Source organism: Paenibacillus sp. J22P15 (genome assembly GCF_056269345.1).
This window is the reverse complement of the sequence record NZ_JBWDNT010000028.1, coordinates 1-13,443: the sequence shown is the minus strand read 5'-3', so window position 1 is coordinate 13,443 and position 13,443 is coordinate 1. Positions and strand designations below refer to the sequence as shown.

The following is a 13,443-nucleotide window of genomic DNA, read 5'->3' as shown; positions in this document are numbered from 1 at the left end:
AACTGTGACTACACCCGTAGAAGCCTGTGTGGCGTGATCTTCGGACAGGGGTTCAAATCCCCTCGCCTCCACCATGTAAACCCCGACCGCAAGAGGTCGGGGTTTTTGCTGTATATTGATCTCAAAATCTAGAATGAGAAATGACTATAGAGTGACACTAGAAAGGGTGCATTTTATGAAGTGGACTTCAATTAGAGCATTTCTCAATATTCCGGAGAACCTTACAGGAAAGAATGTTAATATCGCCATTATTGATAGTAGTTTTGCACATCATTCTGATATTTCGTCCAATGAAAAACGGAATACATACATCGTTAAAACATCAGATCATCTTGCACAGCCCATTTTAATATTATCAAATGAGGGTCCTTGGAAAAAGGGATTGCACGGGCTTTCGAGTGCCGCCGCGGCCGCCGGGTCAGGGAAGCTTTCCAATGGTTATTATTCTGGTGCAGCACCAGCAGCTAATCTCTATTTACTGGAAACAGGACCTTTCTATACTTCTAACGACATTGAAGTGAAATTTGGCATAGCTCTGGAATGGCTAAGAGTAAACAGGCGTACATACAATATCCGTGGTGTCATTTTGACAGTCGTAGCGACACGAGATACAGGATTACTACCTTGGCAAGCGGACCCTGTTCGTATTTTATGTGAGGAATTAGCTGATGATGGACTTTTGGTTGTTTCATCCTCCGGCAACACGAAAGAATTAATCTGCAATGGCCCGGCAGCATCCCCCTCTGTATTGTCTGTTGGGGGTGTCATCGTTCCAATTAATGCAGATATTCATGATGTACTTGCGTATCATGGATGCAGAGGAATTACTTTTGGAAATAAGTGGGTTCCTGAAATTTTAGCTCCTGCAGAAAACATTGTATTACCAACACCGTTTCAATCAGAAGAAGAACGCCAGAATCATTTCACAGCTTCCTTTGATGACTTACCCATTGGCTATGCGAGAACGGAAGGAACATCTTACTCCGGTCCGATCATTCTGGGTGCTGCAGCATGTATTTGGGAAGCTCGGCCCTCGTGGACATCGTTTCAAGTAAAATCAGCTCTCCTGGGGAGTAGTCGTATTTCTCAACCTATATTGGATGAGTTGCGCTCTGGGCTAGTAGATGTTTCAGCTGCAGTGAACTTTATGTCCAAAAAAGAAAGACTGCCCTTAGAAAGCCCTTATTTACTTTGGAAAAGTTGGAAAAGAAAAGAGGAAACAGAACGTTTAGCAGCAGTTATGGGTCAGGATGTAGAGGAAGCTACAATAGCTTTATTATCTTTTTTTGCAGAGTCCTATTCGTTGGAAATGGCTAAGCATTTTCATACATTGCTACGACACCTTTCTTACAAAATTCGTGCAGCTTCGATCATTATCTTGTCCGAGCATTCTAAGTTAGTAACAAGTGATGATTTACGACAATTATTCAAAGATAGTAGCAGTTATGTGCGAATGGGGGCTCTACATGCATTTAGCAGGTATCCGGACTTGTGGGATGACTTAACTGAGGATCTTATTCGACTTTTTTCTGATACTGACTCCAATATCAAGTATTGTGCACTTAAGCTTGCGTCGACAGTTAAAAATCCACTCTTTATATTGCCACTCATTTCGGGGTTGAAATATGATGCTCTAAATCAAAGAGTCTCTATCTTTGGCGAACGTTGTAATGCGCTTGAACAGATTACCGGTGTGCATTTCGAATCGGTGCCTGAGTGGCGCGAAGGCCAGTGTTGGTATTCGGAAAGAAGTACTGAGGCAAGACTAGGTATTGCTCAAAAATGGACAGAGTGGCAAAAACAAAATTGTTAACGGAAACTAATTAAACCTATAGGGCTGCCGTAATTGGTAGATCTTCTCTCCTCTAGGCATAGCATTTCTGCGAATTGTGGATTTGCATAGCCCCGGTTCGCCTCCACCAAACTATGAAAAGCCCGACCGCGTGAGGCCGGGCTTTTGTGAAAATGCGGAAAAGGAAAACTGCTATTTTGCGTTCTCATCTGGCTGATGAATCCCAAATAAATTTCCTTCAGTGTCAATATAATACCCTTGCCACGCCATCCCAGGCAGTGCATACTTTGGCAATGCGAGCTTGCCTCCAAGATTAATAATTTTTGCTTCAGTAGAATCGTAGTCTTCTACTCCCATTGTGCATGCATAACCATTCATAGGCTGGCCTGGTTGTGGGGAGGGACCTTGACGCTGCATCAAAGCTCCATTGATTCCAAGTTGATTTGCATCTCCCGTCACAGCTCCAAAGTAGGGCATTCCAGCATAACTGCTCCAGTCCTCAAATGTCCATCCAAATACCTCTCCATAAAACTTCTTAGCACGCTCCATATTATCTACATGAACCTCGAAATGAACTAATCTTCCCATAACGTCCTCCTTTGTTTTGACTTCCATAATTTCTTCTATTATTATGTTCTCCTTTCCTACCTATAAATAATAAAATTATTGAAAATTTAAGGTATGTAGATCTTTAGAGTTCCGATCTTAAATTTTAATTTGGCGATATTTGAGTTAATATAGTGTTTGTCTGATTTCATTAAAGTTAGTGTCAGGGCGCGTAGCCATTAATCGTTGAAGTGTAAGGGGGGCATTAGGTAAGAAGAACTGCTCACGGAGATAGACAAGCTTTCTTAGGGTGCACTAATTACTAGGTTGCCATTATTCCGTAATGTATATTGAGATTCTCCATCAACAAAAACTGTGCGTTGCGTGTGGTGGTTATGTACCTATCAGGGTAAGTTACACAAGAGGAGGGATATAGCAATGACTATCTTAAATTTATCGGACAACACTTACGATAAGTTGGTTTCCGAACAAGATGCCGTCTTGGTGGAATTTTGGGCGGAATGGTGTTCGCTCTGTAAACAAATGAAGCCGATTCTAGAGGACATCGATCAAGCTTATGCAGGTAAAGTAACGGTGGCCATGGTGAATGTAGAGATGGAAACGAAAGTGACAGAGCAAATGGGAGTCATGAGTTTACCAGCTCTTTTTATTTACAAAAAGGGTCAGCTAGTCGGGAAAGTGACAGGATTTGTACCCAAAGAAACGTTAACAGGCGCCATCAATCAGCTCATCCCCTAACCCATTTTAATCAAATCAAGTCTACTGCTGATCCAAAGTCAGCAGTTTATTTATGGAAAAAGTTGTTGACAATATAGGGTAGGGGGGTATACTATACGAATGTAAATCAAATCAAGGAGGAATACGAAATGTCAGGAAATTCAAATGCTATGACTAATGCGAATCGGCTAAGATGGAAGGCATTGTTCTTGCTATGCTTGGCCCAGTTCATGGTTATCATGGACACATCTATCATCGGGGTTGCTCTCCCAGCGATTAAAGAAGCACTTGGTTACTCGCAAAACAACCTGCAATGGGTATTTAATGCTTATGTCATTTTCTTTGGGGGATTATTGCTACTAGGAGGCCGACTTTCCGATTTATTCGGTCAACGCAAGATGTTTATGCTCGGGTTTATAGTCTTGTCACTTGCTTCGCTGTTAGCCGGAATAGCTTGGTCCGAGGAGTCGATGAATATAGGCCGCGCCCTTCAAGGATTTGGGTCTGCGCTAATCGCTCCAGCTGCATTGACCATCATCATGCAACTCTTTGTCGCTAACCCTAAGGAGTTAAACAAAGCTTTCGGCTTCTGGGGAGCATCCGCGGCAGCAGGCGGTACGGCCGGGGTTTTCCTCGGAGGAGTCATCACGGAATGGCTCAGTTGGAATTGGACATTCCTGATCAACATCCCCGTTGGCTTGTTCGCTATTTTGTACAGTCTGTATGTCCTTCCAAAAGGAACTAAAAACAAGGGCAGCATCGATCTCTTAGGATCACTGACTGTCACGGCTGCGTTGGTGCTGGCGGTATATGCGATCGTGACTTCGGAGCATAACGGATGGGGAGCGCAAACATTCGGTTTAATGACTATTGCTGCTGTACTGTTCATTCTGTTTCTGATCGTGCAAGCGAAGAAAAAGGAACCGCTCGTACCTCTACGGATATTTAGAGCTCCGAATCTACTTGCGAGCAATATCATTTTGGCAACTCTTGCAGGTGCTTGGATTCCGCTTTGGTTTTTCTTGAATCTGTATCTTCAACAGGTTCTGAACTATTCGGCATTCATGGGCGGGGTTGCTCTGGTGCCGATGACGTTCCTCATCATGATCTTGATGATCGGAGTCATGGGAAGGCTTGTCGGCAAGTTCGGCATCAAAGGAAATCTCGTCATTGGTATGCTTATATTAGCGGGATCACTGTTGCTGTTCGCTGGGAATACGCCAGAAGGAGGAAACTTCGTTACCAACGTACTGTGGGCTTCTCTACTCGGGGCACTTGGCATGTCGATGGCTTATATCCCGGCAACGATCGCCTCCTTGTCGGGGGCAAGGCCGGAAGAATCCGGTTTGGCGTCAGGCTTATCCAATATGAGTTATCAAATTGGTTCAGCCATTGGATTAGCTGTCATGGTTGCCATATCTTCTTCCTGGACGAAAGGGGAGTTGGATAAAGGGATCGATCAAATCGCAGCATTAAATACGGGCTTTCACTCCGCATTCGTTGGAGCAGCTATCATAGCTATCGTCGGTGCACTTATCGCATTGGTTTTCATCCGAAAAGGGAAAACGTCAGAGAATTGATATTGAGATAGACATAATAATCAGTCGTGTTATTCACGGCTGATTTTGCTGTTCTATCAGAGCTTTGCATCGGATAGGGTTAGGGGGTATAATAGGGCATAAGGGGGAGGGGATAAGCCATGGAAAAGGAATTAACGGTTGAAACCGCGGGACATGAACATCATCACCAACATCAACATAGCCATCACTCCGAGAAGACCAAGATAAACCTGACCAGTCGCCTGAACCGAATCGAAGGGCAAATTCGAGGGATCAAAGGGTTAATAGAAAAAGATACGTACTGCGATGACGTACTCAATCAAATCGCTTCGGTTCAATCGGCTCTCAACAGCGTCGGGAAATTACTTCTCGAGAACCATATGAAAAGCTGTGTCGTTGAAAAAATTCAATCGGGCGAACATGGAGCCATCGATGAATTGCTGACGACAATAAATAAACTAATGAAATGATAATCTGAGCAAATGTGCTAATGTACATTTGCTTTTATATTTTTTTCATCGTCTTTGATTGACAACTTATAGGGTACCGGGGTATTCTATATTCAAGAACGTTACCATTAATTACAAAGGATGTGTTGGAGATTGTAGCAACACCAGCAATTTCTGCAAAGGTGCGGAAGAAGCAGGTTTGCCGATCATTCTTCAGCTGGATGAAGCGATCACCAGCTTGTAAGTGCCGATTCTAATGAAAATCGGATATGCAGGTCGAATCAACTTAAAGGGAGTCATCAATGAATAATTTATTATTTTGTAGTTGATATACTGTAGGGGGGTATAGTATAATGAGTTGCAGAAGTGATGATAATGCTCGTTCTTAACCAAGAGTTGAAAGAATTGAGCTGCTGTTCGACACAAGACGAGAGAAAAAGCCAACATAACGATAAAGGCAAATCAATTTCGCGGCTGAATTGTATCGAAGGACAAATCAGAGGAGTCAAGAAGATTCAATCTGGTGAGCTTCAAGTGATTGACGAACTATTTTTTTATGGTTAACAAATTAGCGAAATAAATGAGACGGAGGAAATATTAATGAAAAACGTAATGTTAAATGTAGAAGGAATGACTTGCGGTCGTTGTGTTCGTACTATTGAAGGTGCAGTCCAAGCTCTCGGTGCAAAGGCGACTGTTGATCTAGCCGCAGGCTTGGTTGAATTGGTGTATGACGACGGTAATATCTCATTGGACGGCATTGTCGAAACGATTGAGAAACAGGGTTACGATGTCGTGAAATGAAAACGTCATTTAGTTAAGATGGTAATACGACAGAGGAATAGGTGATGATCATGAACAACTCTAATCAAGCAGTACCTACCCAACAAGCCACACTACAGATCACTGGCATGACTTGCGCAGCATGTGCCAACCGTATAGAGAAAGGCCTGAATAAGCTGGAAGGCGTTGCACAAGCAAACGTAAACTTCGCCATGGAGCAAGCATCCGTCAACTTTGACCCTTCTCAAGTCAACATGTCCCAATTGGAACAGAAAATTCAAGACCTGGGATACGATACGGTAAAGGAGTCCATTGACTTCGATATTGTAGGCATGACCTGCGCAGCATGCGCCACGCGCATCGAGAAGGGCCTTAACAAAATGAGTGGCGTAAAAGCGACGGTGAACTTAGCTTTGGAGACGGCACATGTGGAATTTATTCCATCCATGACAAGTGCTGCGGATATGATCAAGAAAGTCGAACAGATCGGCTATAAAGCTAAACCGAAGAGCGAGCAGACGAATGAAAGCGATCATAAGAAAAAAGAAGTCCGCAGCCTGCAGATCCGGTTGATTGTATCGGCTATTCTCTCATTGCCGCTTCTCTGGGCAATGGTTGGACATTTCTCCTTTACGTCATGGATATGGGTGCCGGAGATTTTCATGAATCCATGGTTCCAAATGATATTAGCCACCCCAGTACAATTCATTATTGGCAGCCGATTCTATGTCGGAGCCTACAAGGCGCTGCGCAACGGCAGTGCGAATATGGATGTATTGGTAGCGCTTGGCACATCTGCCGCCTACTTCTATAGTGTTTACTTAACAATCGAATCATTAAATGCATCCGCACATCATCAGGTTGAGATGTATTATGAGACGAGTGCCGTGCTAATCACGTTAATCTTGCTGGGTAAATTATTCGAGACACTGGCGAAAGGCCGATCTTCGGAAGCGATCAAAGCATTGATGGGTTTACAAGCCAAGTCGGCTATCGTCATACGGGATGGTCAGGAAGTTAGTATTCCGGTAGAAGACGTAGTAGCTGGAGATGTATTCCTAGTTAAACCTGGCGAGAAAGTGCCAGTCGATGGTGTAGTGCTTGAAGGGTTATCGGCTGTCGATGAATCGATGCTAACCGGTGAAAGTATCCCAGTAGATAAGCAGACAGGAGATCAAGTCATTGGAGCAACGCTGAACAAAAACGGCGTGCTTAAAGTACGAGCGACCAAAGTCGGCAAAGAAACGGCGCTTTCCCAAATCATCAAAGTCGTAGAGGAAGCGCAAGGCTCGAAAGCGCCGATTCAAAGGGTAGCCGACGTGATTTCGGGAATATTCGTCCCGATCGTCGTAGGGATCGCGTTCGTCACTTTCTTGATCTGGTACTTCGCTGTCGATGCAGGCAATTTTGCAGAGGCGTTGGAGAAGGCAATTGCCGTTCTGGTTATAGCATGCCCATGTGCGCTAGGTCTTGCTACGCCAACATCGATCATGGCCGGTTCGGGTCGATCCGCTGAACTCGGTATTTTGTTCAAAGGCGGCGAGCATTTAGAATCCACGCATCGCATTAACACCATTGTGTTGGATAAAACGGGAACGGTAACGAAAGGTAAGCCGGAATTGACGGATGTTCGGATTGAGCAAGGCTATGATCGGGAACAGCTCTTGTCCTGGATTGCCGCAGCGGAGAAAAATTCGGAGCATCCGCTAGCGGAAGCGATCGTGGCTGGTATTCAAGAGCAAGGTATTTCTCTCCCATCGACCGATTCCTTTCAAGCGATACCTGGATTTGGTATTGAAGCTACGGTCGAAGGGAACGAATTGTTAATTGGAACCCGAAAGTTATTGGCGAAAGCTAACGTGAACGCGGAGGCTGCTTTTGAGGAAATGAGCCGACTGGAGTCGGTTGGAAAAACAGCGATGCTGGTTGCGGTTAATGGAAAGTACGCGGGTATGGTAGCCGTAGCGGACACGATTAAAGATACGTCGAAGCAGGCAGTTGCAAGATTAAAGCAGCTCGGTTTGGAAGTCGTGATGATGACAGGCGACAATGAACGTACGGCGAAAGCCATTGCGAGTCAAGTTGGAATCGACCATGTGCTGGCGGAAGTGCTGCCGGATGGTAAAGCCAACGAGGTCAAGCGATTGCAAGAAAGCGGGAAGAAGGTCGCGATGGTTGGAGATGGAATCAACGATGCGCCGGCATTGGCAATTGCGGATATCGGGATGGCGATCGGTACGGGAACCGACGTGGCCATGGAGGCCGCGGATGTTACTTTAATGCGCGGAGACTTGAACAGTATTCCGGACGCGATCTCGATGAGTAAGAAAACGATGGTAAACATTAAGCAAAACTTGTTCTGGGCGCTTGCTTATAATGTCATCGGCATCCCGATCGCAGCGCTTGGATTCCTTGCACCATGGCTCGCCGGAGCAGCTATGGCTTTAAGCTCCGTCTCCGTTGTGCTGAATGCGCTACGTCTACAAAGAGCAAAAGTATAAAGTTATCCATAAATGGAGGCTAAAATGAAACGAATTTATTTGATCGGATTGCTAGTAGCACTAGTTCTTGTTGCTGCTTGTGGAAAACAAAATAAACAAGAAACAGATAATCATGGTGCTCATGGCGGGAATTCTCAAGCAGCATCACCCGCTGCACCCGGTGCCGGAGAGCACGGAGAAGCTCACGGAGAAGAACATGCCGACGAGACGAAGAAGCTAGAGACGAATGCCGATTGGAAATGGTCTGAAGAAACGCCGAAATCCGGAGAGAATACCTTAATAACCGTACAAATTCAAGATACGGAAGGGAAGGCCATCGAGGAATTCGATATTAATCACGAGAAGAAGCTCCATCTCATCGTGGTTAGCAAAGATTTATCTTACTTTGACCACATTCATCCGGAGTACAAAGGGAATGGGCAATTCGAAATCACGACATCGTTCCCTTCCGGTGGAGATTATAAGTTATTCGCCGACTATATTCCTACCGGTGGATCCGCCACAACGAAGTCCGAATGGATCAAGGTAGAAGGGCTAGCCGCTGAACAAGTTCCGATTAAACCATCGGATGAACATTCCGTGATCGTGGACGGGGTAGAAATCACACTCGAGAACAAGCATCCGGAAGCCGGCAAAGAAATTGAGTTGAACTTCAAACTTTCGGATGCGAAGTCCAAAGATCCGATAACGGATCTAGAGCCTTACCTAGGCGCTGTTGGGCACGTGGTGATCCTAAGTGAAGATACAGAGCAGTATTTGCATGTACACCCGATGGAGGAAAAAGCGAAAGGCCCGGATGCGAAATTCATGACGACTTTCCCCAATACAGGCGTATATAAGATTTGGGGGCAATTTCAACGAAACGGTAAAACTTTTATCAGTCCTTTTGTAGTTGAAGTGAAATAAAATAATACTACCCCGACCGCAAGAGGTCGGGGTTTTTGTTGTATTCGATTAAAAATGTCAAAATTGTTAGCTATAGGTTTGCTGTGCAAGGCACCTCAATCAATGAGTGTCAATCGTATGTATGCTGAAGAAGGGTCTAGGGATCCTTCTTTTTTTGCTCAGTCCTCTTTTTTCTGACATTTGTCATAACCAGTTTGTGACAACCTACACTAATTGAATCTCGCTCTTTTTCAATATAATAAGGACATCAAGTAACGAGGAAGAAATTAGTGGAGGATGGTACAAAATGAAAAAAGCGATTGAATGTATAAATCTAGTAAAGCAATTCGGTGACTACTGTGCCGTTAATCATATGAATCTATCATTTGAGCAAGGTCAAATATCCGCGTTGCTCGGACCGAATGGTGCAGGTAAGACAACAGCTATTTCCATGATGCTCGGAATGATAAAGCCAACGTCAGGAGAAGTTAGGATGCTGGGTGTGCCGTCTGGAACAAAAGAATTACGGCAACGCGTTGGAGCGCTTATGCAGGATGTTAAAGCGGCAGATGGGCTCACTGTCAAAGAAGTGCTTCAATTGTTCCGTAGTTATTATCGTAATCCGATGTCGCTTGAGCGATTGTTCGATATTTCGGGTCTCCATGCGGATGCGAAGCGGCGCGCGTCCTCTCTGTCAGGAGGTCAACGACGCAGATTAGCTTTCGCCCAAAGCTTGGCGGGAAATCCAGAGCTTCTCTTACTCGATGAGCCTACTGTGGGGATGGATATCGAGGCTCGTGGTCGCTTTTGGGACACAATCCAAGCACTGGCAAGAGACGGGCGTACTGTGCTTTTAACGACACATTATTTAGAGGAAGCTGATGCTGTCGCAGATCACATCGCGGTAATTGCCAGTGGACAGGTTGTTGCGGAAGGGACACCAGAGCGATTAAAGGCACAAACTGCGCTTCGGACTGTATCATTTCGAGCGGCGAACGCACCAGCTGATCAGGAATGGCTCACACTACCTGGCGTAGAAAAGGCAGAGTGCAACGGCGAGCGAATTCGTCTTTACGCTCAAAAGACAGATGAATTGTTATTTTCACTGATGCAGTCTAACTGGGGAATTTCAGATATTGATATACAATCTGCCAGCTTAGAAGATACTTTCTTAAGTCTTACAGATTCACATCGTCCAACCATTACACGATAAGAAACATTCTAGGAGGAATATTGCTATGTTACATATGTTCATTGCCCAAACCAAAGCAGAAAGTCTACGAATTGCCCGCAGTCCATTTTTCTTACTCTTCTCCATTGCGATGCCGCTTGCTTTCTACTTTTTATTTGCAAGTATGAATGGAACGGATAAATCGATTCAATCGACAACTTGGGGCGTTTTTTCATTGATGTCGATGACTGCATTCAGCCTGATTGGTACAGCAGTATCTCAATTCGGTATACGTCTATCGTTCGAGCATCAAGATGGGTGGGTACGCTTGCTGAAATTAACGCCACTATCTCCTGCAGTCTGGATTGGCAGCAAGGTTGTATCGCAAATGGCTGTTCACTTGATCGTAATTGCTATTATTTTTTTATCCGCGGGTCTAGTTCATGATATACAACTGACAGCTGGGCAATGGATTTCATGTGGATTATGGTTATGGATTGGAAGTATACCTTTTCTGGCGCTTGGTTCATTGTTAGGAACGCTAAAGAATGCTAATACCGCAGTTGCAATCGGAAATGTATTACAGATGGGTCTTGCAATTATGGGAGGACTATGGATGCCGCTTAGCACTTTGCCGAAGTGGATGGGATCGATCGGGGAATGGCTTCCATCTCACCGTTACGCAAATGGGGCATGGAATATGATTATTGGAAAAGCTCCGGCAAGCATCGATTTCATAATATTAACAGGATACGGTCTCTTATTTATGGTACTATCTGTATATATATATAATCGACGGGAAGCGGTGTAATTGAATCGAGAGAAATGGCGTCTCTTCCCGAAATCAGAGGGAGTCGCCCCTTATTTTTTGTTAACAAATCTAATTATTCCAATGTACTTTTTACTTCATGAACCGTCAGGTATACAGTGGCTTGGCTTTGTTCTGTTGGGTGTATTTGCTCTACTGTTTCGTCAATTCTACTTTAATGCAAAGCGGGCTCCACAAATCTTAATGACTCAGGTGGGTATACTCTTAATTTTAGCGGCTGTATTTCACCCTATGTATACATTTATCGGCTTTATGATCGCAGCTCCACTTAGTAAACAAAAGACGCCGATATTATTATCCATTACCATTGCATTCCCCATAGGTATGGGGGCTATTGCTGTTCCTTACTTGGATCAGGCGAGCAGCCAATTGTGGATAGGACTGGTGCCTATATTTGGCGTCTGTATTCTGCCGTATATCATTCGAACTTCGATTCGATTTCAGCAGACGTCAGCGAGACTGCGAGCAGACACCGCTGAACGAATGGCGCAGCAGGAGGAGCGCCAGCGGATAGCGCGTGAACTACATGATACATTGGGACATACGCTGTCATTGATTGCATTGAAAGGAGAGGTCGTTGAGAAGCTGATCAATCGTCATCCCGAGAGAGCGATATTAGAGGCTCGCGAAATACGAGAAACGGCACGCGCGGCCTTGAAACAAATGCGTGAATTGGTTACTGAGATGAAAGTTGCCTACTTCGCTGACGAATATAAGCATGCTGTATCTTTATGTTCAGCTGCGGGCATAACGTTGGCATTTCAATATCAATCGGTTTCAAATCGCAAACCTTCTAATGTAGGGACGATAGACGAATTAGTGAACAATAAGCTTCCGTTAACACCGCTGCAGGAGACGATTTTGGCGATGTGTTTTCGCGAGACCATAACAAATGTGGTTCGACATAGTCGAGCAACAAAGTGCAACGTTCATTTGGACATTCAAGAAGGGGAAGTCCGTGTATCTGTAAGTGATGACGGCATTGGGGTAGATGAGGATCAACTCTATACCAGCAGCAATGGCATCGCAGGATTACGACAACGGCTTGTCATGATCGATGGCCGTATCTCACTATCTTCATCCTCAGGCAAAGGGACAGAATTAACCTTACATATTCCTAGGGTAATACGCAATGAAAAGGTAGGTACCGTTTAGATGATTCGTATTATTTTGGCAGAAGATCAAAAGTTATTAAGGGGAGCACTGGCAACTCTACTTTCATTAGAAGATGATATTGAAGTAGTCGGCCAGGCCGAAAATGGGGAAGAAGCGATGTCTCTAATTCAACAATATGAACCGGATGCCGCTGTTATGGATATTGAAATGCCGCTAAAAACGGGGTTGGATATTGCGGAGGCGATTCAAAAAACGAAGTCAGCTTGTCGGATCATCATCTTAACGACATTCGCACGTCCTGGATACTTTCAGCGGGCTATGCAGGCAGGGGTTTACGGATATCTTCTCAAAGATACGGGCAGCGAGGAGCTATCTGACGCAATTCGTCGGGTCTACGATGGGAAACGTGTGATTAATGCGGAACTGTCTCTCGCGGTATGGGATGACCCATGTCCATTATCACCTCGAGAGCGTGATGTCATGAAGTTGGCTGCCCAAGGCTTGACTCTTCAAGAAATTGGAGCACAGCTGTTTCTATCCTATGGAACGGTACGGAACTATATGTCAGAAGCGATTGGGAAACTTGGGGCGAATACTCGGATCGAAGCTATAGATATTGCACGTAGTAAGGGATGGTTGGATTAAGGATACCTTTAATAAAAGTAATCACAAGTATTTCAAGTCTTTATTATCTCTTGGAGTGAGCTATCTTAGGTTGCTTCTCTTCCATCCTCAAAGTGGAACTACGTTGAATAGTGGTTTTGCACAGCCACGGTTCGCCTCCACCATGTAAATCCACAACCGCATGTGAAGTGACCCCATAAAGTTAGACAGGTTATTTCATTAGGCGACTTTTTGGGAATGAGTTCGGTACTGTACCGGACTCATTCCCTTTAGTTTTGCCTTAATGCGCTTGTGATTGTAATAATCAATGTATGTTGAGAGCTCTTGTTTAAAATGCTCAATTCGTTTAAATAAAGAAATTCAGATTTCATTGTGCCAAAGAAACTCTCAATGACGGCGTTGTCGTAGCAGTTGCCTTTGCGGGACATACTTTGTTTGATACCACGCTTT

Annotated in this window: 12 protein-coding genes and 1 pseudogene; 11 read left to right on the top strand and 2 right to left on the bottom strand. The window is 44.6% G+C overall.

Going from position 1 to position 13,443, the window contains the following annotated elements; genetic code table 11:
- Nucleotides 1-175 precede the first annotated feature (175 nt).
- Nucleotides 176-1,813: a S8 family serine peptidase gene (locus tag AC0YN6_RS28230; protein WP_475751283.1), complete on the top strand. Its 1,638-nt coding sequence runs from the start codon at nt 176-178 to the stop codon at nt 1,811-1,813.
- Between the two features lie 171 nt (nt 1,814-1,984).
- Here AC0YN6_RS28230 and AC0YN6_RS28225 read toward each other — a convergent pair whose 3' ends face one another.
- Nucleotides 1,985-2,380: a VOC family protein gene (locus AC0YN6_RS28225; protein WP_475751282.1), complete on the bottom strand. Its 396-nt coding sequence runs from the start codon at nt 2,378-2,380 to the stop codon at nt 1,985-1,987.
- Nucleotides 2,381-2,776: 396 nt separating this feature from the next.
- Between AC0YN6_RS28225 and AC0YN6_RS28220 the strand changes: the two genes are divergently transcribed.
- The 10 genes from AC0YN6_RS28220 (at nt 2,777) to AC0YN6_RS28175 (ending at nt 13,014) form a co-directional block, all read left to right on the top strand.
- Complete coding sequence (locus AC0YN6_RS28220) at nt 2,777-3,097, top strand: thioredoxin family protein (RefSeq protein WP_475751280.1); 321 nt, start codon at nt 2,777-2,779, stop codon at nt 3,095-3,097.
- A gap of 128 nt (nt 3,098-3,225) precedes the next feature.
- On the top strand, nt 3,226-4,656 hold the full coding sequence (locus AC0YN6_RS28215) for an MFS transporter (RefSeq protein WP_475751278.1): 1,431 nt from the start codon (nt 3,226-3,228) through the stop codon (nt 4,654-4,656).
- Nucleotides 4,657-4,775: 119 nt separating this feature from the next.
- On the top strand, nt 4,776-5,105 hold the full coding sequence (locus AC0YN6_RS28210) for a metal-sensitive transcriptional regulator (RefSeq protein ID WP_475751276.1): 330 nt from the start codon (nt 4,776-4,778) through the stop codon (nt 5,103-5,105).
- Between the two features lie 579 nt (nt 5,106-5,684).
- Entirely contained in the window at nt 5,685-5,888 is a 204-nt protein-coding gene (locus tag AC0YN6_RS28205; RefSeq protein ID WP_475751274.1) for a cation transporter, read from the top strand.
- A gap of 50 nt (nt 5,889-5,938) precedes the next feature.
- Nucleotides 5,939-8,368: a heavy metal translocating P-type ATPase gene (locus AC0YN6_RS28200; protein ID WP_475751272.1), complete on the top strand. Its 2,430-nt coding sequence runs from the start codon at nt 5,939-5,941 to the stop codon at nt 8,366-8,368.
- Between the two features lie 24 nt (nt 8,369-8,392).
- Nucleotides 8,393-9,274, top strand: a complete 882-nt coding sequence (locus AC0YN6_RS28195; RefSeq protein ID WP_475751270.1) for a hypothetical protein — start codon at nt 8,393-8,395, stop codon at nt 9,272-9,274.
- A 286-nt stretch (nt 9,275-9,560) separates the two neighbouring features.
- Nucleotides 9,561-10,466, top strand: coding sequence for an ABC transporter ATP-binding protein (locus AC0YN6_RS28190; RefSeq protein WP_475751268.1), 906 nt, complete (start codon nt 9,561-9,563; stop codon nt 10,464-10,466).
- A gap of 25 nt (nt 10,467-10,491) precedes the next feature.
- A complete protein-coding gene (locus AC0YN6_RS28185) occupies nt 10,492-11,235 on the top strand; it encodes an ABC transporter permease (protein WP_475751266.1) in 744 nt (247 codons plus the stop codon).
- The gene (locus AC0YN6_RS28180) at nt 11,236-12,408 is read left to right on the top strand and encodes a sensor histidine kinase (RefSeq protein ID WP_475751264.1); all 1,173 of its coding nucleotides are present in this window, start codon (nt 11,236-11,238) and stop codon (nt 12,406-12,408) included.
- On the top strand, nt 12,409-13,014 hold the full coding sequence (locus AC0YN6_RS28175; RefSeq protein WP_475751263.1) for a response regulator transcription factor: 606 nt from the start codon (nt 12,409-12,411) through the stop codon (nt 13,012-13,014).
- A gap of 198 nt (nt 13,015-13,212) precedes the next feature.
- Here AC0YN6_RS28175 and AC0YN6_RS28170 read toward each other — a convergent pair.
- Nucleotides 13,213-13,443 (bottom strand): annotated as a pseudogene (locus AC0YN6_RS28170) (IS3 family transposase); the annotation flags it as partial.

What these genes read in the sequence shown, in the direction of transcription:
- AC0YN6_RS28230 (WP_475751283.1), top strand. Translation starts at nt 176, where the DNA reads ATGAAGTGGACTTCAATTAGAGCATTTCTCAATATTCCGGAGAACCTT.
- AC0YN6_RS28225 (WP_475751282.1), bottom strand. Translation starts at nt 2,380, where the DNA reads ATGGGAAGATTAGTTCATTTCGAGGTTCATGTAGATAATATGGAGCGT.
- AC0YN6_RS28220 (WP_475751280.1), top strand. Translation starts at nt 2,777, where the DNA reads ATGACTATCTTAAATTTATCGGACAACACTTACGATAAGTTGGTTTCC.
- AC0YN6_RS28215 (WP_475751278.1), top strand. Translation starts at nt 3,226, where the DNA reads ATGTCAGGAAATTCAAATGCTATGACTAATGCGAATCGGCTAAGATGG.
- AC0YN6_RS28210 (WP_475751276.1), top strand. Translation starts at nt 4,776, where the DNA reads ATGGAAAAGGAATTAACGGTTGAAACCGCGGGACATGAACATCATCAC.
- AC0YN6_RS28205 (WP_475751274.1), top strand. Translation starts at nt 5,685, where the DNA reads ATGAAAAACGTAATGTTAAATGTAGAAGGAATGACTTGCGGTCGTTGT.
- AC0YN6_RS28200 (WP_475751272.1), top strand. Translation starts at nt 5,939, where the DNA reads ATGAACAACTCTAATCAAGCAGTACCTACCCAACAAGCCACACTACAG.
- AC0YN6_RS28195 (WP_475751270.1), top strand. Translation starts at nt 8,393, where the DNA reads ATGAAACGAATTTATTTGATCGGATTGCTAGTAGCACTAGTTCTTGTT.
- AC0YN6_RS28190 (WP_475751268.1), top strand. Translation starts at nt 9,561, where the DNA reads ATGAAAAAAGCGATTGAATGTATAAATCTAGTAAAGCAATTCGGTGAC.
- AC0YN6_RS28185 (WP_475751266.1), top strand. Translation starts at nt 10,492, where the DNA reads ATGTTACATATGTTCATTGCCCAAACCAAAGCAGAAAGTCTACGAATT.
- AC0YN6_RS28175 (WP_475751263.1), top strand. Translation starts at nt 12,409, where the DNA reads ATGATTCGTATTATTTTGGCAGAAGATCAAAAGTTATTAAGGGGAGCA.